Below are 25,620 nucleotides of genomic sequence, written 5' to 3'. Positions count from 1 at the left end.
GCTATTCGCGGGTAGCGATATGGGCCGGCCGGGGCTTCTGACCGGAGAACGGTTCGCCGATGCGGTTGTCTACGCTGTTGTATACGAGGAACACGTTGCTGCGCGGCATGGGCGAGATATTGCTGTTCGAGCCGTGCATAATGTTGCAGTCGAACAGAAGGATCGAGCCGGCCTTGCCAGTCGGCGTGTCAATGCCGCCCTCGCGCACGAGCGCCGTCAAGCTGTCCGGATCGGGCACCCCGTACTCCTGCCGGCGCAGCGAGCTTTTGTAATGGTCCTTTGGCGTCTGCCCGACGCAGGAGACGAATTTGCGGTGCGAGCCCGGCACGACCATCAGCGGGCCGTTAAACGAATAGTTGTCCTCCAGCGCGATGGAGCAGCTGAGCGCCCGCATGCGCGGCATTCCGTCCTCCACATGCCATGTCTCGAAGTCGGAGTGCCAATAAAACTCCTTGCCGTTAAAGCCCGGCTTGAAATTGATGCGCGATTGGTGAATATACGTGTCGCCGCCGAGCAAATACTGGACGATGCCGACCAGACTCGGGTGCTTCGCCAGCTCGGCGAACACTCCTTCCCGATGAACGGCGAAGATGCTTCGGACTTCCTGGCTATCCGGCTCGCGAATCACTTCCTCCGCATTCGAAGTTCTGGCTTGCTCCCACATGTTCCGCAGCTCCTGGCGCCATACGTTGACCTCCGCCTCGGAGAAGAATCCCTCCAGAAACAAGTACCCGTTCTTGTCGTAAAAGTCGGACTGCTCTTTGCTGAGCGGGCTGCTTTCCGTCCACTCAGAGTATACGACCGGGTCCTGCCGTTCCAAAATCGCCGGCTCGGAATGAATCCGGGAAGGATACACATCGATCTCACGCACGTTCGTCTGAGGGTTGCTCATCAGGGTTCATCTCCTCTTTCTTGGTATCGTCAGCGATCTCTTGGTTTGATCATCGATCCAGGTATCGTCCTAGGTATCGTCATCGATCCAGCTTCGTCGGTTCCTGCCATCCGCCTTTCAGTCATAGGCCTTCGCCTAACGAGAGAGGCCATATCGGTCCGCGATGCGGCACTCAGGCTCAGGCGTACGCCGCCTCGCGCGCGCTGCGCGTTCTGCGCCGCAGACAGCGTTCAAGCGCGGGAGCGGCTTCGTCTGTCAAGCGGCCGTCCCTTGCCGGCAGTCCGCTTATTCAACCAGCGGATACGCTCCTTCCTCGTCATGAACCTCCCGGCCCGTTAGCGGCGGGTTGAACACGCAGACCATGCGCATCGGCCCTCCCGAATAGGCGCGCAAGTAATGCTTCTCGTGTCCGTCCAGCGCATACAGCGTACCCGGCCGGATCGGATAGGTCTCGCCTCCCGCGACCTCGATCTCGCCTTCTCCGTCTATGCAGTACACGGCTTCGAGGTGGTTTTTGTACCAAATCATCGTCTCCGTCCCCGCCTTGATGACCGTATCGTGAAGCGAGAAGCCCATGCCGTCCTTCTTCAGCAGCAGCCTGCGGGCATTCCAGGTCGGCGTGTCGACGTCGTCCTCCGTGCGGATAATGTCTTCCAAATGTTTGACGATCATGTTCGCTGCTCCCTCCTGTGGATGGATGATGAGATTCAGAATCGGCCCCGGAGTCTTGCCCTTAACGTTCGGTCCCTGTCCGGGCAACGGGCACTGCTGCCGCCCGGCCCGCGGCGGCTTTGGCTCCGGTGCGGGCGATTTCCCCGGCCAGCTCGGCGGCGCACGCCTGCAGCACCTGCAAACCGCGCTGCAGCGCCTCATCGGCGATCGTCAGCGGCGGCATCAGCTTGGCGACCTCGCTGCGGGGGCCGGACGTCTCCATGATCAGACCGTTCCGGAAAGCGATTGCGCACAGGCGCTCCGCCATTCCTTCCTCCTCGAAGGCCAACCCCTGAATCATCCCTTTGCCGCGAATGTGCGCTTTCAGGGACGGATGCTTGCGCAGAATGCCTTCCAAAGCGGCGCGAATTTCCCCGCTCTTGCGCCGAATCTCGGCAGCGAACGAGTCGCCGATCCAATAATTCAACGCTTCGCTAGCGGCGACGAACCCGAGATTGTTGCCCCGGAACGTGCCGTTATGCTCGCCAGGAGACCAAATATCACGCTCAGGCTTCAGCAGCGTAATCGCCATCGGCAGCCCGTAGCCTCCGATCGACTTGGACATGCAGACGATATCCGGCTCGATTCCCGCTTCCTCGAAGCTGAAGAACGATCCTGTCCGGCCGCAGCCCATCTGCACGTCGTCCACGATCAGCAGGATGTCCCGATCCTTGCACAGCTTGGCGATACGCCTCAGCCATTCGGGACTTGCGACATGCAGCCCGCCTTCCCCCTGGACCGTCTCCAGGATGACAGCCGCCGGCCGTTCAATGCCGCTGCCCGGATCGTCCAGCAGCTTCTCGATGTAAGCCGCCGTATCCACGTCGGGCCCGAAGTAGCGGTCGTAAGGCATGAAGACGGAATGGTTCAGGCTGACGCCCGCTCCTTTGCGCTTGAAGGCGTTGCCCGTGACGGACAAGGAGCCGAGCGACATGCCGTGAAAGGCATTCGTGAAGCACAGGATGCCCGTGCGGCCCGTTACCTTGCGGGCGATCTTCATCGCGCTTTCCACCGCGTTGGTGCCCGTCGGCCCGGGAAACATGATTTTGTATTGCAGCCCTCTCGGCTTCAGAATGATGTCCTGAAAACGCAGCAGGAATTGCTCTTTCGCCTCGGTCGCCATATCGAGACTATGCGTGATTCCGTCCTCCAGCAAATAGCGGACAAGGCGCTGCCGGATGACGTCATTGTTATGCCCGTAGTTCAACGATCCCGCACCCGCAAAAAAATCGATATATTCGTTCCCGTTCGCATCCCACAGGATCGCATCCTTCGCGCGGGCGAACACCGTCGTAAAGCTGCGGCAGTAGCTGCGCACCTCCGATTCCAGCTGTTCGAACACGTGCAAGGACGCTGTCTCCATCGTTTGCGTTTTCACTCGATCATCCTCCTCGATTGGGGTTTTCTCTTGCAAAAAAAATTCCAGTACGTTCTCAAGCAGCTTCTGTGCCTGATCGTGGGGCGTGCAGAACCGATTCCGCCTGATCCAGGAGCTTGCGGCACCGGCACCGGCACCGGGCCGGACCATGGAACCTGCGGCACCAGGCCAGATCATGGTACCTACGCCACCGCGTCGGATCGCGGGACCAGCGAGCCCGATCCATATCCTGGGGCCTGCAGCACCGATCCGGATCACGGAGCCAGCGGACCGATCCGGAACAGCCGCTCTGCCTCATGCCGCTGCTCGACCGGAAACCAGTCCTCCGGCATTCCGCTCGTCTCCTCGCAGCCGGCCTTCAGACGCCGGGCCAAACTGCGGAATAGAGCGCGGGAAGCTGCATTGGACGGGCTGATCGTCGCCTCGATATAGCGGATGGGCGGCTGTACAGCATGGGGCGGCTCTGCCCCGGCGGTTTCCCGGCTTGCCGTCTGAAGCCGCTCCAGCAGCTCATCCAGGAGCCGGCGGCCGAGCCCTTGCCCCCGGCGCTCGGGGTGCACGGCGATCTGCCAGACGAACAGCGTATCCTCCCGCTCCGGCACCCGAAAAGCCGAAACGAAGCCGCACAGTGCTCCGTCCTGCTCGGCCAGCAGGCACGTCTTGCTGAAATATTCGCACAGCATCATGTAGCAATAAGCCGAGTTCACATCCAGCGTCCCCGCTTCGCGGATCAACGCCCAGACGCGCGCGCCGTCTCTAGCCGACGGCTGCCGGAAGATGACGCCCGGCCCGGCCGCTGCCAAACTTGCGTTCAGGTTCATGCATCGTCCTCCTCTCGTTCGGAATAGCGCCCGCGCGGGGGGCAGGCCGCGCTGCTTAGCGCGAGGCGCGGAACCGGCTCAAAAACGACTTGAGCCGCTCGCTCTGCGGATTTTCAAAGATCGCCTCCGGCGGTCCCTGCTCGACGATCCGTCCGTCCGCCCCGAAGACGACGCGGTCGGCCACATCGCGGGCGAAATCCATCTCGTGCGTAATCAGCAGCATCGCCATCTCGCCCTCCAGCGCCAGCTCCTTGATCACCTCCAGCACCTCGCCCACCAGCTCGGGGTCGAGCGCCGACGTCACCTCGTCGAACACCATCACCTTCGGTCGCATGACGAGCGCCCTGGCGATCGCCACGCGCTGCTTCTGCCCGCCGGAAAGCTGCGAGGGATATGCATCCAGCTTGCTTGCGAGCCCGACCTTGCGCAGCATCGTTGCGGCCCGCTCCTCGGCTTCCTCCTTCGACACGCCGAGCACCCTGCGGGGTGCCTCCGTAACGTTGCGCATCACAGTCATATGCGGAAACAGATTGAAATGCTGGAACACCATCCCGATATTGCCGCGCATCCGGTGCAGATGAGCTTCGTCCGCGCGGACGAGCCGGCCGTTCACCCTGCGGTGCCACAGCAGCTCGCCGTCCACCTCGATCGTTCCGGACGTCGGCTCTTCGAGCGTCATGAGCATGCGCCCGAGCGTCGTCTTGCCGGAGCCGCTCGGCCCGATAATGGCCAGCTTCTCCGCCGGCGCCACCTCCAGATCGATCTCCCTCAGCACTTGATGATCGCCGAAGCTCTTGCTGATCTTGTCGTATTTCACCAGCGGCATGGGAGCGTTCAGCGGCTCAGATTCTGTCGCGCGGGCAGATGCCGGGGCGCCGCTCTCCGCTGCCTCTGCCGCATCCGCCGTCCTGTCCTCCAGCAGCATCGCTTCACCTCCCTATGAACGAATGAGACATACTCGCTACACCTATTTTTCTTATACGAAAACTGAGATAATTCGATGAGAAGAGGCTGCCTACCGGGTGCCCATTGGTCTTTACGCTCATCCCGGTCCTTACGTCCATTCCAGTCCTTACGCTTATCCCGGATCCTTCGCTGATCCCGGTCTCCAACGTTCATCCCGGCCCCTTTCGCCCCGTTACACTTACGCGCCGCGCTGCCGGTTCATCCGCACCTCCAGCCGGCGGATCAGCAGGGACGCCGGGTAGCTGATCAAGAGGAACAGCACCCCTACCAAAGTGTAAGGCTCGAACACGCGCCAGGAAACGGACACGATATTTTTGGCGGCAAGCAGCATTTCGACCAGCGTGATTGCCGATAAGATCGGCGTCTCCTTGAACATGACGATCAAATAATTGCCCATCACCGGAATAATCGGCGGGATCGCCTGAGGCAGAATCACCGACAGCCAGGTGCGGGCTTTGGTGAAGTTGAGCGCAGTCGCCGCCTCCCACTGGCCCTTCGGCACCGCCTCGATGCCGGAGCGGTACACCTCCGACATATAAGTGCTGTAGTGCAGCCCGAGACCGATAATGCCGACCGCGAAGGCGGACAGCGAGATGCCGGCAATCATCGGCAGGCTGTAGTACAGGAAGAACACCTGCACGAGCAGCGGCGTGCTGCGGACAAACTCGACGAACGAGCGGGCCGCCCAAGAAAGCGGCTTCCATCGCGAACGAACGGCGATCGCGAGCATTAGGCCGGCGATGCAGGCGACGGCAAAGCCGCCGACGGTAGCGAGCACCGTGACGCGAAGCGCTCTGAGCAGCTCGGGAAGCACGGACAGCGCATAATTCCAATCCCACATGCTTCTGTCACCTCCCTGCCTGAAGCCTGCGCTCCAGCAGCTTGAAGCCTAAAGTTACGATTCCGGCGAGCGCAAAATAAATGACCAGCAAGGTCGCCCATATTTGCGGCGTCATTGAGACGTAATTGTTGCGCAGCACCATAGCTTGGTAAGTCAGATCGGACAACGTGATGAAGTAAACGAGCGAGGTCGATTTCAACAGCTCAATGGACAAATTGCCAAACGGGGGAAGCATGCGGACGAATGCCTGGGGAAAAATCACCCGGCTCATCCGCTGCCAAGGCGTCATATTCAGCGCGACCGCCGCCTCCCACTGTCCTTTGGGAACGGCCTGGATCGAGCTGCGCACGATCTCCGAGCCGTAGGCTCCGTAATTCAAGGCAATCGCCAGAACGCCTGCCGCCAGCTTCGGCAGCTCCACCCCGACAAAGGGGAGGGCGAAATACAGCCAGAACAACTGTACCAGGAGCGAGGTTCCCCGAAAAACCTCCACATAGACGACCGTCACGGCGCGAACAGCGGCGAATTTGGACAGCCGGGCCAGACCTGCGGCCGTTGCGATGGGAAGCATCAGCAGCCACGACAGAACCGCGACCTGAATCGTAATGCCGGCTCCTTCCAGAAGCAGCGGCGCCAATTCCACCATGGACGTGTTCATGTTACTCTTTGCACAGCTCTTCGGCCGTTACATTACCGGGCAGCTCATCTTCGGTAAAGCCGAATTGTTGCAGGATGGTCAGCAGCTCGCCGGATTCCTTCAGCTTGTTCAGCTCCGCATTGAACGCGTCGCGGAATTCCTGATCCGCTTGCCGGAACGCCGTAGCGCCGTATCCGCGGACGTCCTTGCCGTCGATAACCGGCTGCGTGAAATCGGATACCCGCTCTATACTCGGATCGTTCGCCGAATCGAGCATCGACTGCAGCGCGGGACCTGTCATCGTAATGGCGTCCGCTCTGCCGGCCTGCAGGGCGTTCAGCGCGGAAGCCTGGTCAGGCACGATGACCATGCGGTCCTTCGGCACACCGGACTTCTCAAGGTAGCCGATCTCCACGGCCCCGGCCATCACCGCTACCCTGGCGTCATTATTTTTCGCAATGTCTTCATAGCTCTTCAACTGGAGCGGATTGCCTTGCTTGACGGCGATCGCTTCGCCGATGCTGTACTCCGGATCGGCGAACAGCACGGCTGCGCAGCGGTCCGAATTGATGAACATGCCGGCCGTAATCAGATCGAAGCGCTTCGCCTGCAGCCCGCCGATGAGCGAGCTGAACTCCGTCAGTTCTCCGCGAACCTCGTTAATCCCCAAGTTTTTGAGCACAACCTTGGCGATTTCCACGGCCTCCCCCGTCAGCTCTCCATTCGCTTCTTTGTACGCATATGGCTTCTCGTTAGCGAACCCGACGGTGATATAGCCCCGCTTCCTCGCTTCCTCCAGCGTGCCTCCCTTGCCTTCTTCGCCGCCTCCGCCCGCGCCTGCCTGCGGAGCGTCTCCCCCTTGGCCCGGTTCCTTCGCGCTGCCGCAGCCGATAGCCGCGACTGCCAGCAGCATGATCATGGCCAGCGTAAGAATACGCTTCACACACTCACTTCCTTTCCAAAACTGATTGCAAATGCAAAATTGTTCGCGAACACAATTTATGTTAACACGATACCCCCAGGAGGTCATGTTGGCTATGCCCCCCATATTCCAGATAATCCCTGCTCATTTTGGCTGAGGCCAAATAACCTGCCCGATGCTCCTTTTTCCCCCCGTATCCCCCCGATTAGGGACAAAATCACCGTTTTACACAAAAGTCAATCTGTGGTATTAAACAAAATTCAGCGAAATTAGGCCAATTAAATTCGATTTCAATCAAATTTCAAATAAAAAATCATCAAATCTATTTCATTTGAATTCGATCTTTTACAATCTCATCCGCACAATTTTTTCACTTCTATCCTCTGCTCAAGCGGAGGATTGAATTTGTCGAACCACGTCGAATTTTATCTGCAAAAAAGCCGCCGTTCACCGCCTGTTTCGTGAGCTATTAATGTAGCTTTTGCTCGGCTGTGCCCCGCCCGCCCGCTTGTCGATTATTGGCGGCACTGCCCGGCAGCATAATGAAGCCGCGGCCGCTTGCTTGACAGCTTTCGTCCGAAAAGAAAAACGTCTATCGGCGTCCTTTCAAGGATGAACGGCGGTTTTGCGGTAGTTTTCCTTGGTACAGAAAGTCGCACTTCGCTTTATCGCTTTTTTGGGCCAAAACGCTCACTGGCAGCCAAACATGCGAAATAAGGCTGCTCACTTGCGTTACAATTTCAAATCGATGGTTTCGAGTGAAATAAGCTCTGTAGCTTGCGTTAGCCCAGCAAAACAGAAAGCGAAGCCAGCGAACACCAGGCAAGGGAACAAGCGTTCTTTTCTTGAAAAAAGCCGTTCATCGCCTTCAAGCTCCCCCGCGCTCGCGCATAACCCCTTCATGCCCCCTGCAGGTTCGGTTGTATTTTTTGCCTTTTTCGATAATAATGTCAAAGAAGAAAATATGAGAGGAGTCCACTTCATGGTTGCTAACGTCAAGCAGACCCGGCTCATTCTGGCCGGTTTGCTGCTGGGCATCCTCATGTCGGCTATGGACAATACGATCGTCGCCACCGCGATGGGCACGATCGTCGCCGATCTGGGAGGCCTTGATAAATTTGTCTGGGTGACCTCGGCGTACATGGTCGCCGTCATGGCCGGCATGCCGATTTTCGGCAAGCTGTCCGACATGTACGGCCGCAAGCGGTTTTATGTCTTCGGGCTCATCGTCTTTCTGTTCGGCTCCGCCCTCTGCGGCCTGGCGCAGAGCATCGTGCAGCTCAGCCTGTTCCGCGCGATTCAGGGGATCGGGGGCGGCGCCCTGATGCCGATTGCGTTTACGATCGTGTTCGACATTTTCCCTCCGGAGAAAAGAGGGCGGATGACCGGCCTGCTCGGCTCCGTATTCGGCACCTCCAGCGTGCTCGGACCGCTGCTCGGCGCCTATCTGACGGAATATATCAGCTGGCACTGGATCTTTTACGTCAATCTGCCGATCGGCATCGTGTCGCTCTTTCTGATTCTTCGGCACTATAAAGAATCGGGGCAAACATCGAAGCAGCGCATCGACTGGTGGGGCGCGGTGACCCTGGTGGTCGCCGTCGTCTGCCTCATGTTCGCGCTCGAGCTTGGCGGCAAGCAGTTCGCCTGGGACTCCGGCGCGATTATCGGCCTGTTCGGCGGATTCGCCGTGTTCTTCATCGGGTTTCTGATTGCCGAAACCAAGGCGGCAGAGCCGATCATCTCCTTCTGGATGTTCCGCCGGCGGCTGTTCGCTTCGTCTCAGGCGCTCGCGTTCTTGTACGGCGCGACGTTCGTCATCCTGACGGTCTACATTCCGATCTTCGTGCAAGCGGTGTACGGCGGCTCGGCGACGAATGCGGGCTTTATCCTGACGCCGATGATGCTGGGCTCGGTAGCCGGCAGCGCCGTTGGCGGCGTGTTCACGAACCGGACCTCGTTCCGCAACCTGATGATCGTCTCCGTCTTCGCCTATGCCATCGGCATGGGGCTGCTGGCTCTGCTTACGCCGGACACCGCCCGCTCGCTGCTGACGCTCTATATGATCATCGCCGGGTTCGGCGTCGGCTTCTCCTTCTCGCTGCTGCCGACCGCCTCGATCCATAATCTCGAAATGCGGCACCGCGGGTCGGCCAATTCGACGAACTCGTTCTTCCGCTCGCTCGGCATGACGCTTGGCATCACCGTCTTCGGAACGATTCAGAGCAAGCTGTTCGCCAGCAAGCTGCAGGCATCTTTGGGCGGTACGGAAGGCCAGGGGCCGGGCTCGGGCCTCGTCAATCTCGGAGATCCGCGCGAGCTGTTCACCCCGGAGAAGCGGGCGCAAATCCCTTCGGCGATGCTCGACCAGATCGTCGACGCCATGTCCGGCTCGATCACATATATGTTCCTGCTGGCGCTCATACCGATTGCCCTCTCCGTCGTTGCCGTCTTCCTGATGGGCAACGAGCGGGTTACGGTGAAAAAGCCGGGCGGAGAGAACCCTGGCTCGGCCGGATCGCGCGGTTAAGGCCGGCGGCAGCGGATGATGGCCTCCTTCGGATGGTTCGCCCCTGGCGTCTGGCTGCGCCGCTGGCAAGGACGCCGTTTTCGTCCCGGCGCTGTCGCGGCCGGCCGCTACCGGATCGTGGAACGGCTCGGGGAAGGCAGCTTCGGCGTCGCTTACTTATGCATCGACCTGCGCTCCGGCCAGCGGTGCGTCCTGAAACGGATCAGTCCGGCACGCGGCGGAAAGGAGCGGGCAGAGCGCATTTATGCCCGCGAGATCGGGATCATGAGCCGGCTCGACCACCCGCTCATTCCGCGGCTGCTGGATAGCTTCCGCGCGGAGAGGCAGCCGTGCTTCGTGATGGAATATGCCGCCGGACGAAGCCTGGAGCAGCTGCTGTTCACGGATGGCCGCCGCTTCTCGGAAGAGCGGTCGCTGGAGCTGATCCTCCGGCTGCTGGCGGCCATTGAGTATTTGCACGGGCTGCGCATCGTCCACCGGGACATCAGCATCGCCAATGTACTGCTGCACGGAGATGAGCTTCGGCTGATCGATTTCGGCCTGGCCCGGGAGTTGCGAGCCGGGGACGCGCACGCGCACGGGCAAGGCCTGCCCGTTAGCCCGGCAGGCGGGGCGGCGAGAGATGCGGCGACCGGGCAGGTGGACGCTGCGGGTGAGCACGCGGGCAGCCCGGCGGCCGGGCAGGTGGACGCCGCGGGTGAGCACGCGGGCAGCCCGGCGGCCGGGCAGGTGGACGCCGCGGGTGAGCACGCGGGCAACGCAGCGGCCGGGCAGGTGGACGCCGCGGGTGAGCACGCGGGCAGCCCGGCGGCCAAGTACGTGACCGACACGGACGGCGTGGCAGGCGACGCCCCGACCGGCAAGCGGCTGCGCAGAAGGCTGCACGTGACGAGCGATTTTTACGCGCTCGGGCATTTGCTGCTGTTCCTTCTGTACAGCACGTACCCGGATGAGGAGCCGGCCGGGCGCGGCAGGCGCGAGGAAGAGAAGAGCTGGGAAGAGGAGCTGACCCTGCATCCGGGCACAAAAAAGCTGCTCCGCCGTTTGCTGGAGGCGGAGCAGCCTTATTCCCGATGCCGCGACATCGCGGATGAGATTGCCCGGATATTGCCGGATTTGAAGCAGCAGCCGCATCGCTCGAGGCGCGGCTAGCTGCTGGAGAAGAAGCTGGACTTGCGCTTTCTCCGATAATGGCCGTGGCCGTATTGATTGTGATGCGGATGGGAAGAACCGTAGTGCCGCTTGCGGTAATCGTCGCTGGAATGATACGGGCGGTAGTAGCCGCCTCCGTACTTGTTCGTCTTCGAATGCAGCAGCTTGCGCAGCAGTTTTTTCAGCATGGCGTTCCCTCCTAAGAAAGGTTCTTGCCCTTCAATACGCGAACGAAGCGAAGTCCGTTTCAATCGGTTGCGGCAGCCTCCCTGCTAAACCCACGATGCGATATCGTCCTCGTCGATATCATCCTCCGGCCCGGGCGCCGGGTGCCGCCTTGCAGCGGCGGCGCCTCCGCCCTCCGCAGCTGCCGCCGCGAACCGCTCCGCGCTCTCCGCCGCAAGTTCGGAGGGAAGGCGGATGGGCGGCCTTTCCGCCGGAATATGCAGCTGCAGATTCCGGACTCCGTTCGCGCGAATCTCGTTTTCGATCAAATAACGGATGGAATCCATCAGGTTGGTTTGACAGTTCAGCCATTCCATCACCGCCGGCGACTCGTTCTTCTTCGTCTTCAAGCTGATGTTGGTCCCCGGCAGCTTCTCTTTTTTCACAGCCTCGCTCCCCCCTTATCTTTCGGCCGGGCCCGCGACGCTACACCGCCTGCTTCGCTTTATTTTTCAAGGCATCGTAAATTTTGCCCCGCACGAAGGCGTCCAAGCCCTCCGCGTTCATCGTAATCGCGTACGGAGCCGGCACGTAGAACAGCTTGATCTCCCGCTCGTCGCAGAGCGCCTTCAGCAGCGGATACAGGTTCGGACGCATCAGGATGCTGCCTCCGCCATATACGCAAATAATGTCGATGGCGTTGCGCGCTTTGGTCAGCTGCTTGCGGATATTTTGGACGATCTGCTTCGCCTGTCCTTCCAGCGGCCGGCTGAGCGTCTTCATCGCCCTGGCGTAATATTTGTGCTTCGGATTTTTCAGCACGTCGCTGAAAAACTGCCGCGGGCTGTCCGGCAGATGAATGAGCCGGTTGAACTCGTCCAGCGCCTCCTCGATGGCATAGCCCGCGCCATGATGGCTGCCGTGCACGAATTGCCGCAAAAACTTGTTGCCCTCCGTAATCGGATATTCCGTCGATCCGTCGCCGATATCGACGTGGAGGATGCGCTTATCCTTGAAATAGCTGCCGCTCAAGTTCGGGTCCAGGCCGTACACCGCGGCGAACTCCTTGTACATCTCCCCGGTCCGCCATTCTCCGTCTGCATTCTTCTGAAGCGCGAACGTAACCGGCGTCGCTTCGGGAACGACCTTCGTGTAATCGAACACGATGCTGACAGCGACCCGCTGCTTGCCCAGATGCACGGTCACGCGATGCGTTCCGTCCATGAAGCGCCGCTCGAATTTGGCCGCCGTCTCGTCGCTGTGCTGCGTCACCGGCAGCGCCGTCGCCATATCCGCCAGCACCTCGATCTGCTCGGGAATCGCCTTATCCTCCTCGTAGGCCTTCTGCACCGCTACCGCAGCAATGTGGGCGATGGTATTGACGATCGGGAGATCCATGTCGCTTTTTTGGTCGATGCCGATCTGCATCGTATCGAGCAGCTCACCGCTCTCCAGCGCAAACTGGCCTATGTAGTACATGCCGGGCCGGGCCGAGGGCGAATCGATCGTCACGATCAGCTGGTCCTGCAAATGGCGGATGAAGCTTTCCGGCGCCTGCTCGTCGCTCCAGGGAAGCTTGTCCACCGCGCAAAAAACGTTGGGCTGGCGAATCAGCCGGCCATCAATGACGATATCGTGCTCGCTGTTCCCGTTATCGTTGCCTACGAAAAAATGATACGGCATATGACAGGTCCTCCTTTTCATGGTCCCGAGGTTCCGAGCCATTCCCGGCATTGCCGAGAAACACTTCGTCATCCCCGGTAATACCAGGTGTGTGCAATACGCGCTTTCGCTATAAAATTCGCAGCGGAGGACCGTTTTGAACGGGTAGGGCGCTGCTCGCTTCGCCGGTCGAACCCCCTCGCTATGGCGCGTTCCCTTCCTCTCCCTCCCGCCGCCCCGTCCTTGCCCGGTTATTTTACGCGGAAGGTGTAGCGGCCGAGCTTGGGAACGAGAACGAGCGCGATCCCCAGGTACGCAAGCGCCAGGAGCAGTGCGGCCGCGGTGTAGGCGGGAGCAGCGGCCCGGACAGCGATGCTGATGCCGCAAACCAGCGATACGAGCGTGTTCGTCGCGTGGTAGAGCGGATTTTTCGAGTTAAGCTCGGTGGAATATGGCTGGAAAATATAGTACATGAACAGATGATGGACTGAAAAAAAGACGGACAGCGCCAGCGCGTAAATCCACGGCAGAAGCAGCTCCGCGCTCCAGACCGTTCTCCCCGCGGCCGCAATAACTATCGCGCTTCCGATTCCGAATGCGGCGGCGACCGCCAGGTTGAGGGCGGCGATCCGCAGCAGCCGAATCCGGAAATGCCGGCCGGCAGCGTTCCGGTAGAAGCTGTAACGCAGCAGACTGAGGTCGCAGTTGTAAAACATCGCCCTGCATGCGCGTTCTCCGGTGGACAGGAAATACAGCGCGATCGGCATGTACGGAAAGAGAGCTTCCCCGTGCAGGCCGCCTGCCCACTGCGGGAAGAACAGAACAAACGCCGCGCCGGCGGCGGTCAAGCCTCCGATCAGCGTCATTCTTTTGTAAACCGGCTGATTAATCAGTCTCCGGTGCCTGGCGAAGAACAACGCATTCAGATAAGCGTAGCCCTCCTTGCGGCGAGAGCTTGCCGCCGTCCGCCGCAGGCGAGATGTAGTCGTCTTCGCGGGTTCGCACATCGGCAGCCTGCGCTTCCGCAATCATGCGCCCGATATCCATCAGCGGGTCGTCCCTCTTGGCCGCCGCGTCCACGATGTTCCGGTAGCCGGAGTAGCGGGCGAGCCCTGCTACCGCAATGAGCCCCACCACGAGCACGGCAAGTGCCGACGGAAGGCCAAGCAGCAGCCGCTCGCCGCCTAGCGCGGTGGCGGGCCAATAGGCCATAAGGCCGACGTACAGCAGCTTGGAGACAAATCCCCACAGCAGGATGATGACCAGCATGATCGCGGAGAGCGTCTTTTTCAGCTTCAGCCTGGCATAGAAACGGTCGGTGATCAGCCTTCCCATTAGCGGCAGCTTGCGGATGTAATATACGAACAAGTTCACGGCAGCGGCAGTGCGGATCGCAAGCAACGTCTTAAGAGTTTTCAGCAAGGTTCTCACCCTTCAGCAGCTCGATCACGCTCTGTTCAAACTCCGGGCTATGCAGAAGCTCGGAAGGCACGGAGGACAGCACGCCGTTGTTCAGCACGACGAGCTCGTCGCACAAATCCCGACCGATGACGATAGGAATCGCTCGTCATAGGCGTCTATCCGTAAATCTGCGAACAAACAGGAACCGGAGTGTTCCATTTTCACCCAAAAATGACTCTCTTATCCTCCATCATGTTGTCCGCGAGACGACTGTACGATCGAATGCTAAAAAGCGCCGTTCTGAGAAGGACAGGCGCTTACGGCTTTATTTCATATAGCGGGATTCCAGCTTGCGGCCCGACAGCCAGAGCAGGACGAATACGAGGGCGACCAGCGCCAGCTTCCACGGCTGGCGAAGCATGCTGCCGAGATCGTGCCCGGCCACGGACACGAGAATGATCATCACGCCCTTGCCGAGCATCGTCGCCGTGGCGAAGGTGTGAAACGGGATTTTGGAGATGCCTGAGACGACGTTGACGAGAACGGACGGCGTAAACGGGAAGCAGGACAGCACGAAGATCGGCGTAAAGCCTTTCTTCTCCACCCACCCGATGAATTTGCGCGATTGCGGAAATTTGCGGTCGATGTAGCCGCGGAACCGCCCTCCGAAGTTTCTGGCGAGCAGAAAGACGCTGATAGCCCCAGCCACGACGCCGCACCAGGAGAGCAGAATGCCCTCCCACAGGCCGTAGGCGTTCACATTGGCAATGAGAATGGCAATGAGCGGAAGCACGGGGATGAATGCCTCGATCAACGGCGCAGCAATGCCGGGAATCGGCCCGAGCGCCTCGTAACGGTTCAATATCGCTTCAATGTCTTCCCAGGAAAGATTGCTGATCTGATTTATCCAACTCATGCCACTCGATTCACCCTTGGAAATATGTCGATAATTATTTATAGTACCACGAACGGGCCGGAAATCCAAAAAACGGTTATTGACGACAATTCCCCTTGGACAACAAAGCTTTTTTTACCGTTACAGAAAGTCTAACCTCGCTAAAGGATGAAAGCAAAGTGCGACTTTCTGTACCAGAAAAAAAACAACCGCTGAACCGCGGTCGCCCATCCTTGAATAGACGTCGATAGACGTTTTTCTTAAAATGGTATGAAAATTCAGCCGTCGTTACATTAGGTCTATTAGCAGTCTTTGTCGCGGCGTTCCTTTTAGAGGGCGGAAAAAAAGCTTCCAAAATAAATTAGGAAGCTGGCAGGAATTATTTTGATAGGTCCCGCGAGATGAATACAAAACCCGCCGCCATCCGGTTCAACGACAGGTTTTCACAAAATGGTGTTGTCCCTAAAAAAGGGTCTTCCTCGCCTTCTGATTATTCAACCGTACCCTCATTCCCCAGTATGGCCGGAGGCGAAGAAACAATTCGGTCTAGGCGTAATAATCCGTCGGCAGATACGTAATATGCGAATCCGCATAGATGACGAGCTTGCGCGCAGCCTCATCCCAGCGAACGACGCCGTCCTTGACGTAGTACCAGTTTTTCCGGATGGTGCCGTCCTCCAGCGTCTCGAACCGGAACACGTTCAGCTCGTGACGCAGGCGAACGATCGGCTCCGCCGCCGCGGGGTCCGGCAAGGATATCTCGAATGTCCAGCCCGGCTGTTCTTCCTTCAGCGCATAAGACACGGGAGCGGCGTCCGAATCCAGCAGCATTTTTCCGGTGACGGCATGCTTGATAAGCAGCCTTTTGCTTGCAGCCAACGATTTTCCCTCCTTGCCTGGCCTCTGTAACGGCACATTTCTGCGATCGTTTGCCAGCGAGTGCGGTATTCTTGAGCATGGCCGAACTTCACGGATGCCCGTTATGGCAAATCGATCAATACAGCGAAGGCGGAGCCGCCGCCCTGCAGGGTGAGTCTGGGCTCGGAGACGATCCGCGCCGCGTCTCTCCTCTGCAGTTGCACGCTTTCGTTCACCTTCAGGGAACCGTCGATGACGAAGAGGAACACCCTGCGTCCCGGTTCTTGCCGGAATTCCAGCTCCGCTCCTCCGTCCAGGCGGGTCAAGTAAATGGTCATATCCTGATGCAGCTTGGCCACGCCGGCCTCCGGTACGGACGAAGCGACGGGCAGCAGCCGGCCTCTCATCCGCTCCGGATCGAAGCGCGTCGCCTCATAGGACGGCACAAGCCCGCGGACTGCAGGCATGAACCACATTTGCAGCAGGTTCAGCTCCTCGGTCTGCGATGCGTTATGCTCGGTATGAATAATGCCGCTTCCGGCCGACATGCGCTGCACCTCGCCGAACGTCGTGACAGCTACGTTGCCGAGATTATCCTCATGCCGCAGCTGGCCTTGCAGGACGATCGAGACGATCTCCATGTCACTGTGCGGATGCGCGCCGAAGCCGCGTCCCGGGGCGATCCAATCGTCGTTGAATACCCTTAAAGGACCGAAGCCCATCTTGTTCTCATCCTCGTAATCGGCAAACGAGAAGCTGTAGTGGCCCCGCAGCCAGCCCCGGTCGAACGCATAGCGGGATGACGCCGGATCATGCTGAATCATAGGCTTTCCCTCCTTTTACTTTCAAATTATTAGCCGCTTCCCTAATTATATCACTTCCCTTCCAGCATTTCCTTCGCTGCGCGCACTTCCTCGTCGCTCGCATCGCGCCTTCCGTAACGCACCCGCTCATACAGACCGATCAGCGGCTCCATCCGGCGCGGCCGCTCCGCCTGCCAGCGCTGCAAGTCCCGCTCCGTCTCCCGCGGCGTCAGATGCGCCTTGAACACGTAGCCCCGGCGCACGCTCTCCTCCAGCATGGCACGGTACAAAAAGCGGATGCGCTCGCGATTGTCGGTCAAATCGCTCCATCTTGCCTTCCTGTCGGGCGTAAGCCACTGCTTCAGCCGGGAGGCCCAGTGCCCGTTCAGCTCCTGCCAGCTGACAAGCCGCTCCACGTCATCCTCGTAGCCCTCGTTCGCCTCCAGCCGTTCGCCCCACTGCAGCGCCGCTCTCAGCCAATCGTAGGCCTGGCGGGCCCATCGATACAGCCTGCGAGCCAGCCAATAAGCGAGCGCGCAGGCTGCCGCTGCCGCAATGACGATTGCGGCGACGACAGCGATCTTCTCCAGCAGCAGCCACCAGGCAGCAGGCTCGGCGACCGGTCCGAGCTCGGGAGCGCCGGGAGGGGCCGGCGGCGGGCTGGCGCCTTCGCCGGACGATTCCGGCAGCAGCGAGATCAGCCAGCGGGCGAAGCCGGCGGCCTGCGCGAGCAGCCAGAATGCGGCCCGGCGGATCGCGCCGAAGCCTGCCGCCAGCAGCACGACCGCAAACAATGCGGCGACAAGCAGGCGATTCTGCCATAACAGCGCCGCCGGCAAGCTCGGTTCTTGGCCGCCGGACAGCGTCTCCTGCCTGACGTTCGACTGATTGATCCGCACAAGACCGAGCAGGAGAGAGGCGAACCCGCCCCAGAACAGCGCCGGCATATACGGGTCGAAGCTGTCCATGAACCGGAGCACGACGGAGGAGAGGAAATAGACGGCCAGACCGATCACATACAAGCTGGCCGGGAAGGCGGCATGCCATGGCTCGGACACGGCCTGCGCTCCCCGGAAGGCCATCAGGAAGCCAGGCGGCGCCGTCAGCAGCAGAAGCAGCCAGCGCTCGGCCCCGAACGCCGCATAAGCGCCCGCCAGCGCGATCAGCAGCAGCAGGAGATAGAGCGAGACGCGGCGGCGGATCGGCAGAAAGCGCCATACCGCGTAGCCTACGGCATATTGGATCGGCAGCGAAGCGATCCACGCCCAGGACGCCGCCCCATCCGGCAAGGCGTACGCCGCGGCAATCAGCGCCAGGGGCAGGAACATTAGCAGCTCGGCGGCGCCCTGGAGGGCGGCCCGGATCAGCGAGCTCCAGGCAGGTGCCCAGGGGGGCTGGGGGGCCCATGCTTCCTTCGATCTGTTGTCCCTCGGCTTCATGCGCTTTCGCCCTCCCTTCGTGCCGCACCGTTGTCCTTGCCCTCGAGCATGAAGAAGTCGACAGCGTTGCCGTTCCTTCGCAGCCGATGGATCTGCGCCTCCATCTTCTCGCTGACGTAAGCCGAGACGAGCAGATAATCGACGTTCGAGACCGCCCGCTCCACTTCCTGCTCCAGCAGCGTGTCGAAAGGAATGCTGCGGGCGACGACAAGCCGGGCCATCGTCTGCAGCAGCGCTTCCATCTGCGGCCCCCCGCTTCCCGGCTCCACCCGCACTGGCTCCTTCGGATCGTCGACGCTGTAAGCGTTCGTGGCGAAGCCTGTCTCCATCCCTCGCCCGATCGCCATCTGCGCGAACGACGCGGCGTACGAGAGTCCGCGTTCGAACCGTTCTTCATCGTTCACCTGGCTCCACATGCCTTCGTGATCCTCCACATTCACGCAGATGATCAGCCGGTGCTCGGCGGTAAAATCGCGCTGGTGCACCTGCAGCCGGCCGGTGCGGGCGGTCGCCTTCCAGTTGATGCCGCCGAGCGGATCGCCGTAGCGGTATTCGCGGACGCCGGAGATCATGAACGGATCGTCGACAATCCAGCGGCGCACCGTCGCATCGCCCTGCCAGCTGTGGCTCGGCAGCTGCAGCTCTTGCGGATCGAGCAGCTGCGGGTAGACCAGCAGCTGCGCATCGAGCGTCATCGTAACGCTCGCCCGGTTCAGCCCGAGCATATCGCCCGTCGTCAGCGTCGCCGTGTTCAGCCGGTAGCAGCCCCTCCGCAGGGCCGCAATTTTATGTCTTCGCACAATTTGCGTATAGGGCATCAAGCTGAACAGGCTGCGATGGTTCTGAAACATCTCCCCTTCGCTGATCGTCAGCCCCGACTGCCCCTGGAACCGCAAATTGGCATGGATGAGCGATTCCAGCCGCACCCACGGCACGGGCAGCAGCTTGCGGTTGGCAATCCGCTCCACCATCTCGACTTCGTCGCCGGGAAAGCACGCCTTCACGCTGAAAAATCGCTCATACGTTAGGCCTCGCTTGCCGAAGCGGCCAAAGAGCGCACCCTGCAGCCAGATGACGCCAGCGGCGACGAGCAGCAGCCAATATATTTCCATTTGCAATCGGCCTCGCTTCCTTACGGCCTGGAGAACACCTGTTCCTCCGCAGGCACGGGAATTTCCTGCAATATTTTCTCAATGACGCGCTCGGCCGCTTCCGGACGCAGTCGGAACGAGCCGGTCAGCATCAGCCTGTGGGCCAGCACCGGCACGGCCATCGCCTTGACATCGTCGGGCGCGACGAAATCCCTGCCCTGCAAAATCGCCTGCACCTGCGCCGCTTTCAGGAGAGCCTGGCTGCCCCGCGGGCTGACGCCGGTGGCGACATCGGGGTGCGTTCTCGTCCGCTCCACAATGCTGAGCAGGTAGGTCAGCACCTCGTCGCTCGCCTCGATGCGGGCAAAGCTGTTCTGGGCCTCGATCAGCTCGCTTGCCGCGGCGACGGGCGCAAGCTCCGCCAGCGGGCTCGCCTCCTTGAAGCGCTTCAGGATGCTCAGGCCCTCCTCCGCGCTCGGATACCCCATGCCGAGCTTGAACAGGAACCGGTCGAGCTGCGCCTCGGGCAGCGGAAACGTCCCCTGATTCTCGACCGGATTCTGGGTGGCGATGACGAGGAACGGCCGCTCGAGCGGACGGGTGTCGCCGTCGATGCTGACCTGCCGCTCCTCCATGCATTCCAGCAGGCTCGATTGGGTGCGCGGCGTCGCCCGGTTGATCTCGTCAGCCAGTAAAATATTCGTGAACAGCGGCCCTGGCCGAAACTCGAAATCGGACTGCTTCTGGTTGAAATAATTGATCCCGCTCAAATCCGAGGGCAGCAAATCCGGGGTGAATTGAATGCGCTTAAACTGGCAATCCAGCGAACGGGCGAGCGCCTTGGCCAGCAGCGTTTTGCCCGTGCCCGGCACGTCCTCGAGCAGCACATGCCCGGAGGCGATAAGCGCGATCAGCAGCTTGTCGATCACGTCTTCTTTGCCCACGATCACTTGATTGACGTTGCTCCGGATCCGGTCGGCAAGCTCCCTGATTTGGTGAAAGGACATCGGCATGAGGATCGCTCCTTCGGCGTTGGTATGAACTCAAAAATCTGTTATTCTCAGTATAAAGGGAAAGTAACCGGAAATCGAGCCGAAGTTCGGGCTGCATTCGCCGGAGCAGCCGGACTGGAGCGAAGCGCTGTCATATTTGGCGCGTTTGGCGCAGGCGGCATCGATTCGCAAGCGAGCATTGCCGGGCGGCAACTTTTTTTGAGAAGAATAAGATCGTTTTATATGTTACGCTAGCGAGGAACGACACCTATTCATATAATGGTAAATTTTGTAAAATCAACTTGCAAAATGGAGGCGTTCAAAGTGAGAGTGATCGACTTGTCGCAGCCGATTGCGGACGGTATGCCCGTTTATCCCGGCGATCCGGAGGTCAAAGTGAAGGTTGTGCACACATACGAGCGCCACACCTGGGAGCTGCGGCAACTTTCGATGGGCAGCCATACGGGGACGCACGTGGACGCGCCCTCGCACATGCACCCCGGTGCAGCGACATTGGATGAGCTGCCATTAGAGCGATTTTTCGGAGCATCGCGCGTAGTACGGATCGAAGACCCGACTTGGCCGGAAGGCCGGGGGCTGTTTTTCGCTGAATCCGTCGGGCTGGAATGCTTTGACCGGCTCGCTGCGCTACGGCCGCCGTTCGTCGGTGGCGAACTGTCAGAAGAACTGGAGCGGGCGCTGCTCGGTATCGGAATTGTGACATATACGGGGCTGCACGGTTTGGACCGCCTGCCCGCCGGGACCGATTTTATGTTCTACGGCTTTCCTCTGCGCATCGTCCGTGGTGACGGATCCCCGGTCCGGGCCGTTGCGGTGTTGGAGGCTTAGGCGGCTGGGCTTGAAACGAAAGCATAACTGTCCTGGCAGATCGTGAAGTGTGCCGACAACTTCACTGCTGGTCTGATTTTTTCCCATCTCGCCCATTGCTTCGTCCATCTCTTCCGATACTTCTTCTATCCTCTTCCGGTTCTCCGTCCCCATCTCTTCCGGCACTTCGTTCATCTCTTCCGGCCGGTATTTGGGCTTAATCCGCCAGCCTGTAGCCTACGCCCCGCACGGTATCGATGTACCGGGGCGACGCGACGCTGTCTCCGAGCTTCTTCCGCAAGCTCCGCACATGCACGTCCACGACGTTGCTGCCTCCGAAGTAGTCGAATCCCCATACGCGGCGGATCAGCTCCTCGCGCGTCAGCACGGAGCCTTTCGCCTCCAGCAGCGCCTTCAACAGGTCGTATTCCGTCCTGGTCAACTCCAGCCTGCGGCCGCTCTGCAGCGCCGTCATCCGCTTCGGATCGAGCTCGATATCCTTGAACCGGAGGCTCCTGGCCCGGCGAACCGCCGCTTCTTCGCTGCGAATCATGCGCCGAACTCGCTCCAGCGCCCGGGCGGGATGAATCGGCCACGGCATCCGGCTGCGCTCCTGTAGTAGAGCCGCCCCTCGCGGCAAAGCGCCATTGACCAGGTACAACGTGGGAACCGCGTCGCCTAACTCGGCCAAATGGGCCAGCTCCCGCCGGAAGCCGGGATGACCGGCTGCCGTGAAGTCCACGATGCGCAGCCCGATCTGCAAATCGTCTGCCAGGCGCTCATCCCAGCGATGAAACACCATCACATCGTAGCATTGTTCCGATAATGCGGCGATCAGCTGCTGCAGCCTCCCCGGGAACGGGCTGACTATGGCGATCCGCTCGGTTTGGGAGCAGTGCAGCGGCGCACCGTCAAAGCCCTGACACGGCTCGCGGCCCTGCAGCGGCGCATAGCCAAAGCTCGGATACGACTCGCCGTTTATTACTTGCCGGAGTTCCTGCATTCGGCGCACACTCCTTCCACGACCGCCTGGGCGCGATCAATCGCATAGCCGGTCTCGCGCGCCACGGCTTCCAGCCATGCCGCCGGAATGTCGGTCAGCACCTCGTCGACGCGGCCGCAGCGCCGGCATACGATATGCTGATGCTCATCGGTGCGCGCATCGTAACGGCTGGCCGCCTCGCCAAGCTTGAGCTCGCGAATCAGGCCCATATCCGTCAAATAGCGGAGGGAATTGTAGACCGTGCCGTAAGCGAATTGCCGGCCCTGCTCGCGCAGCCGCTCGATAACCTCCGCAGCGGTCGGATGATCGTGCGATTGCTGTATAATGTCGAGGATCGCTTTGCGCTGTGTCGTCAAGTTAATTTTATTCATGACACCAAATCCTTTGACCTAGTTTATATTTAGATTTAGTATAAATATTGCTTGTGATGAAGTCAAGCCCCGGGGTGCGCGGCACATTTTCATCATCTGCTCCTCTTGTACTGTTCTTTCCTACGCTGCTCTTCCTGAACGGTCCCTTCTTGCGCTCCTGCCGAAGCTTCCGAATTTCTAACGCTAGTGACAAACGCTATTTTGCTGAAACGGGCACTTTTTAAAATGTAACGAAACTGAAGAGCGCTATTTAGTCAGAAACGCTGAATCTGGTGGCCCGAAATGCCAAATAAGACTGCTCACTTGCGTTACAATTTCAAATCGAGCGTTTCGAGGGAATAAGCTCTGTGGCAAGCGTTAGCCCGGGCAAAACAGCACTCCAGGCTAGCGAGCATGAAGAGAGGCTTCGACCGAAGCACATTCGCCAGATGAGCGGAGCTGCGGCTGAGCGGCAGTTTTGCCTGGTGCAGAAAGCGAGACTTCGATTAACACGTTTACGCTTTATCGAAGTCAAACTTTTTTTGTCAGCGCGGAGTAAACTTTGCCTTCGGAGTGGCCCTTTATTGTGGAAATTTACACTTTCCTGCGACAAAGCGCTCAGCCGGCGGCCCCCGAAACCGGTTTTTAGCGTGCAAACTCCATGGTAGCGCTCAGACTCCGCGTTGCGTTCAGACTCCACGTTAGCATGCGTGCGAACTCCGCGTGAACGCGGCCCCTCTCAGGGCGCATGAGGCGACAAATCCTGCAAAAAATACAACATTTGCTGGCTATCCCCGAAAATTAGGCGATAATCCACGGGCCAAATTTTCAATTCCGAAGGAGACGACCGATGACAAAAGGAATCGCCTGGCATAGGCGTAAGCTCCCCCGAAAAATGCCCAGGGCCCGCGGCTCATTTTCCATCGCCTGATGGTGCCGCGCAAGCGGCATAGGCGTCTATCGAGCATGTCGCCCCTTGCACGGCACGTTCCGAAGCATGCCGGCGCCGTTAACCGCCCCGCGGCTTGTCGCTTCTTGCGCTGCATGCCGCAGTGTCCATTGGCGCAATGCCGCAAAGCCTGTCGGCCTCCCTTGCTCATCCAACACTTCGCCGCTTCTGATGCAGCATACTGCCAAGCCCTGCCCTAAGGCGTTATGTCCTGTCTTCCGGCATCCCGCCGATAATGGCTTTTACCCGCCCGACTTGACCGTCTTGGAGCCGCACCTTAATGCCATGCGGATGATTCGGCGATTTGGTCAAAATATCCTTAACAATGCCCCGCGTCGTCTTGCCTGTACGCTGGTCCTGCTTCAGCACAATGTCGACTTCCAGTCCCGGCCGGATATCGCTGCGGCGCTGGCCGTTCATGCTCATCATGTTTGTCTCTCCTTTAAATGCAGCGGTCCGATTATTTCGTGCAGACCGCAACTCCGATAAAATAACGTACGCCGTCTCTCGGTTTTTCGAAGGTTACCCCTCTTTGGTAATAAATATCCGTATGCCGATAGCGAACGAACAGCTCGGAGAACTGCTCCGGCGTCAGCTGATGGACGTGAAACGGCTCGCTCGTCGGCATGCCCCTCCCTCGTCCGAAAGGACTGGAGAGCACCAGCGTTCCTCCCGGCTTCAGCATCCGATACAGGTTGTCCATGAACGTCCGCTCGGCCGCCACATGCTCGAACGTCTCGAAGCTGAGGATCGTGTCAAAGGTTCCCAACCTGTCCGGCAATCCGGGATCGGCGGCGTCATCCTGCACATAACGGACCTTCTGGTGGTTGTATTCGCGGCTCGCATACCGGATCGTCGGAGCGTCGATATCCACGCCTACGATTTCCGTGACCTCCCGCTTGCGCTCCTTGGCCACCATATGGCACCCGTATCCCGTCCCGCAGGCGATATCCAGCACCCGGCCGGTAATATAAGGTGTGGCAAAGTAATACCTGGCCACATGCTCGAGCAGCATGCCGTTAGTCGGCTTCAGCTGCTTGGGGATAATGCGCTCCCCTGTCCATTCCAGTTCCATCGATTGTCCTCACTTATGCTTGTTTCGCGCAAAATTAGGGGCGGTATTCGCAGCATCTATCATACCATGGGGGAAGGCATAAATGTAAAATAGCATTTGCTCTTATGTTCTCTTCGATCATGAGTGCCGGGGCTACAGAGACCAAAGGATCCAACAACGATCGACAAGTAGTGAAAACATGGAGAGTTACAAAGAATGGTCTCGTTGAACTTACTCCCGCAGAAGTTGCCTCTCTTCATGAAACAGTAAAAAGGCAAGAAAGGTCGAAATCAATTCAAAAAGCAAACCAACCTACACAAAAATTGAGGCCCGAAAATTCATTCTCTGAGATTACGCCTATGGCTCCACCATTGTGTGGCACAAATTGTACTTGGAACGTATATAACGAATACAATCGTGTTCCTGTCCCAGTCCATAAAGAAAGAAAGAGGGTTATGACCCTTACGGCTAAGATGAAGAAAGCTCTCCAAGTAGCACTCGGCGGAAATTGGAACGGTTCTGCAACTTATCAGCACAATCTTGCCGCCACAGCTCCGCACGGAAAATATGCTTGGTACGATTTCACGCCGATCAAAACAAATTCTTATGGCTGGATGGAACATTGGGAAAATAACTACTATACAAACTGGAAAAATAAATTGACCGGCAGCACTTGGGTTGATCTTTATATGCCTCGGGAAGTCAGCGGACAGCAAGACGGCATCGTCGAGTTTGTTGTGTCCTCCAGCTATCCCACTTATTAAAAAATAAAACCAGCGTTCTTCGCTGGTTTTATTTTTTGCCTTCAACTTTCCCCCCAAATTCAGCCAACACACAATAGGCTACGCCTACGATCAAAAAACAGTACTTGGGAATAACGAATAAACTTTCATTAGTATCTATAAAAAGGTGGTAATTTCCGAACGTACCTCCTGATGCAACTACTGCAGCTAAAACATTCGGAAGGACATGCAACACTACAAATATTGTTATAAACCTGAATTTCGAAAGTATCGCTTCTTGAAAATATGAAAAGGGCTCCGAATCTTTGGTAGAATGGTGTTTGCAAGGAACACTACACCCAAAGAGAGGAGCACCTTTTAGGTGAAGTCTACCACAACGATCAGCAAAATCAAAACTGCATTTTCACTACAAAACGCAACGAGTTGCGGTGGCATCAAAATCTTCCTGGCCTTTCTCGAAAAAATCAAACTGCCGGAGGCGATGTGCAGCCTCTCCGGCGGCAAAGCGCGTAACTCACTCTTCCCCGTTTACCGTAT

Annotated in this window: 28 protein-coding genes and 1 pseudogene; 5 read left to right on the top strand and 24 right to left on the bottom strand. The window is 59.0% G+C overall.

From position 1 onward, the window contains the following. Position 1 precedes the first annotated feature (1 nt). The 9 genes from thpD to F591_RS31565 form a co-directional block, all read right to left on the bottom strand. Entirely contained in the window at positions 2-892 is an 891-nt protein-coding gene (thpD, locus tag F591_RS0118545) for an ectoine hydroxylase (protein ID WP_019536119.1), read from the bottom strand. Between the two features lie 285 nt (positions 893-1,177). Beyond that, a complete protein-coding gene (locus F591_RS0118540) occupies positions 1,178-1,564 on the bottom strand; it encodes an ectoine synthase (protein WP_019536118.1) in 387 nt (128 codons plus the stop codon). 61 nt (positions 1,565-1,625) lie between these two features. Then, entirely contained in the window at positions 1,626-2,981 is a 1,356-nt protein-coding gene (gene ectB / locus F591_RS0118535; protein ID WP_019536117.1) for a diaminobutyrate--2-oxoglutarate transaminase, read from the bottom strand. Positions 2,982-3,235: 254 nt separating this feature from the next. After that, positions 3,236-3,802, bottom strand: a complete 567-nt coding sequence (gene ectA, locus F591_RS0118530; RefSeq protein ID WP_019536116.1) for a diaminobutyrate acetyltransferase — start codon at positions 3,800-3,802, stop codon at positions 3,236-3,238. 55 nt (positions 3,803-3,857) lie between these two features. Continuing rightward, positions 3,858-4,628 (bottom strand): ectoine/hydroxyectoine ABC transporter ATP-binding protein EhuA, encoded by a 771-nt coding sequence (ehuA, locus tag F591_RS0118525; RefSeq protein ID WP_169445863.1) that lies wholly within the window; start codon positions 4,626-4,628, stop codon positions 3,858-3,860. A 318-nt stretch (positions 4,629-4,946) separates the two neighbouring features. Beyond that, positions 4,947-5,609 carry an ectoine/hydroxyectoine ABC transporter permease subunit EhuD gene (gene ehuD, locus F591_RS0118520; protein ID WP_019536114.1) on the bottom strand — a complete coding sequence of 221 codons (663 nt, stop codon included), beginning with the start codon at positions 5,607-5,609 and terminating at the stop codon, positions 4,947-4,949. A 7-nt stretch (positions 5,610-5,616) separates the two neighbouring features. After that, positions 5,617-6,267, bottom strand: a complete 651-nt coding sequence (ehuC, locus tag F591_RS0118515) for an ectoine/hydroxyectoine ABC transporter permease subunit EhuC (RefSeq protein WP_019536113.1) — start codon at positions 6,265-6,267, stop codon at positions 5,617-5,619. A 1-nt stretch (position 6,268) separates the two neighbouring features. Continuing rightward, positions 6,269-7,189, bottom strand: a complete 921-nt coding sequence (ehuB, locus tag F591_RS0118510) for an ectoine/hydroxyectoine ABC transporter substrate-binding protein EhuB (RefSeq protein ID WP_019536112.1) — start codon at positions 7,187-7,189, stop codon at positions 6,269-6,271. Positions 7,190-7,900: 711 nt separating this feature from the next. Next, complete coding sequence (locus F591_RS31565; RefSeq protein ID WP_156829618.1) at positions 7,901-8,167, bottom strand: hypothetical protein; 267 nt, start codon at positions 8,165-8,167, stop codon at positions 7,901-7,903. Between F591_RS31565 and F591_RS0118500 the strand changes: the two genes are divergently transcribed. Beyond that, positions 8,151-9,698, top strand: coding sequence for an MDR family MFS transporter (locus F591_RS0118500; RefSeq protein WP_019536110.1), 1,548 nt, complete (start codon positions 8,151-8,153; stop codon positions 9,696-9,698). The genes F591_RS31565 and F591_RS0118500 overlap by 17 nt on opposite strands. A gap of 15 nt (positions 9,699-9,713) precedes the next feature. Next, complete coding sequence (locus F591_RS29665) at positions 9,714-10,850, top strand: protein kinase domain-containing protein (protein ID WP_019536109.1); 1,137 nt, start codon at positions 9,714-9,716, stop codon at positions 10,848-10,850. Here F591_RS29665 and F591_RS0118490 read toward each other — a convergent pair. The 11 genes from F591_RS0118490 to F591_RS0118440 form a co-directional block, all read right to left on the bottom strand. Next, positions 10,847-11,038 carry a hypothetical protein gene (locus F591_RS0118490; RefSeq protein ID WP_019536108.1) on the bottom strand — a complete coding sequence of 64 codons (192 nt, stop codon included), beginning with the start codon at positions 11,036-11,038 and terminating at the stop codon, positions 10,847-10,849. The two genes, F591_RS29665 and F591_RS0118490, sit on opposite strands and share 4 nt — an antisense overlap. Positions 11,039-11,122: 84 nt before the next feature. After that, positions 11,123-11,461, bottom strand: coding sequence for a hypothetical protein (locus F591_RS0118485; protein ID WP_019536107.1), 339 nt, complete (start codon positions 11,459-11,461; stop codon positions 11,123-11,125). Positions 11,462-11,501: 40 nt separating this feature from the next. Continuing rightward, the gene (locus F591_RS0118480; protein WP_019536106.1) at positions 11,502-12,698 is read right to left on the bottom strand and encodes a ParM/StbA family protein; all 1,197 of its coding nucleotides are present in this window, start codon (positions 12,696-12,698) and stop codon (positions 11,502-11,504) included. Between the two features lie 230 nt (positions 12,699-12,928). Further along, positions 12,929-13,543 carry a hypothetical protein gene (locus F591_RS0118475; protein ID WP_156829617.1) on the bottom strand — a complete coding sequence of 205 codons (615 nt, stop codon included), beginning with the start codon at positions 13,541-13,543 and terminating at the stop codon, positions 12,929-12,931. A 19-nt stretch (positions 13,544-13,562) separates the two neighbouring features. Next, a complete protein-coding gene (locus tag F591_RS0118470) occupies positions 13,563-14,099 on the bottom strand; it encodes a hypothetical protein (RefSeq protein WP_026326720.1) in 537 nt (178 codons plus the stop codon). Between the two features lie 304 nt (positions 14,100-14,403). Then, positions 14,404-14,994: a TVP38/TMEM64 family protein gene (locus F591_RS0118465; RefSeq protein WP_019536104.1), complete on the bottom strand. Its 591-nt coding sequence runs from the start codon at positions 14,992-14,994 to the stop codon at positions 14,404-14,406. A gap of 525 nt (positions 14,995-15,519) precedes the next feature. Continuing rightward, positions 15,520-15,852, bottom strand: a complete 333-nt coding sequence (locus tag F591_RS28435; protein ID WP_019536103.1) for a hypothetical protein — start codon at positions 15,850-15,852, stop codon at positions 15,520-15,522. A gap of 101 nt (positions 15,853-15,953) precedes the next feature. Beyond that, on the bottom strand, positions 15,954-16,655 hold the full coding sequence (locus tag F591_RS0118455) for a pirin family protein (protein WP_019536102.1): 702 nt from the start codon (positions 16,653-16,655) through the stop codon (positions 15,954-15,956). A 50-nt stretch (positions 16,656-16,705) separates the two neighbouring features. Beyond that, entirely contained in the window at positions 16,706-18,073 is a 1,368-nt protein-coding gene (locus F591_RS28430) for a DUF4129 domain-containing protein (RefSeq protein WP_019536101.1), read from the bottom strand. Further along, entirely contained in the window at positions 18,070-19,185 is a 1,116-nt protein-coding gene (locus F591_RS0118445) for a DUF58 domain-containing protein (protein ID WP_026326719.1), read from the bottom strand. The genes F591_RS28430 and F591_RS0118445 overlap by 4 nt, the downstream gene beginning before the upstream one ends. Positions 19,186-19,205: 20 nt before the next feature. Then, positions 19,206-20,171, bottom strand: a complete 966-nt coding sequence (locus F591_RS0118440; RefSeq protein ID WP_026326718.1) for an AAA family ATPase — start codon at positions 20,169-20,171, stop codon at positions 19,206-19,208. A 309-nt stretch (positions 20,172-20,480) separates the two neighbouring features. On the opposite strand from F591_RS0118440, the gene F591_RS0118435 reads away from it, so the two are divergent. Then, positions 20,481-21,005, top strand: coding sequence for a cyclase family protein (locus tag F591_RS0118435; protein WP_019536098.1), 525 nt, complete (start codon positions 20,481-20,483; stop codon positions 21,003-21,005). Positions 21,006-21,201: 196 nt separating this feature from the next. Here F591_RS0118435 and F591_RS0118430 read toward each other — a convergent pair whose 3' ends face one another. The 4 genes from F591_RS0118430 to F591_RS0118415 form a co-directional block, all read right to left on the bottom strand. Then, on the bottom strand, positions 21,202-21,987 hold the full coding sequence (locus F591_RS0118430) for a winged helix-turn-helix domain-containing protein (RefSeq protein WP_019536097.1): 786 nt from the start codon (positions 21,985-21,987) through the stop codon (positions 21,202-21,204). Beyond that, entirely contained in the window at positions 21,966-22,358 is a 393-nt protein-coding gene (locus tag F591_RS0118425) for a Fur family transcriptional regulator (RefSeq protein ID WP_019536096.1), read from the bottom strand. The genes F591_RS0118430 and F591_RS0118425 overlap by 22 nt, the downstream gene beginning before the upstream one ends. A gap of 1,132 nt (positions 22,359-23,490) precedes the next feature. Beyond that, entirely contained in the window at positions 23,491-23,706 is a 216-nt protein-coding gene (locus tag F591_RS0118420; RefSeq protein WP_026326716.1) for a YwbE family protein, read from the bottom strand. Between the two features lie 40 nt (positions 23,707-23,746). Further along, on the bottom strand, positions 23,747-24,361 hold the full coding sequence (locus F591_RS0118415) for a class I SAM-dependent methyltransferase (protein ID WP_019536094.1): 615 nt from the start codon (positions 24,359-24,361) through the stop codon (positions 23,747-23,749). 104 nt (positions 24,362-24,465) lie between these two features. Between F591_RS0118415 and F591_RS31560 the strand changes: the two genes are divergently transcribed. Together F591_RS31560 and F591_RS33425 are read left to right on the top strand one after the other, a co-directional pair. After that, on the top strand, positions 24,466-25,104 hold the full coding sequence (locus tag F591_RS31560) for a hypothetical protein (RefSeq protein ID WP_156829616.1): 639 nt from the start codon (positions 24,466-24,468) through the stop codon (positions 25,102-25,104). A gap of 340 nt (positions 25,105-25,444) precedes the next feature. After that, positions 25,445-25,620 (top strand): annotated as a pseudogene (locus F591_RS33425) (IS1380 family transposase); the annotation flags it as partial.

The sequence above is a fragment of the Paenibacillus ginsengihumi DSM 21568 genome (genome assembly GCF_000380965.1).
In the GTDB taxonomy this organism is placed as follows: domain Bacteria; phylum Bacillota; class Bacilli; order Paenibacillales; family NBRC-103111; genus Paenibacillus_G; species Paenibacillus_G ginsengihumi.
Note: the sequence above shows the minus strand (reverse complement) of the source record. Positions and strands in the feature narration are given on the sequence as shown.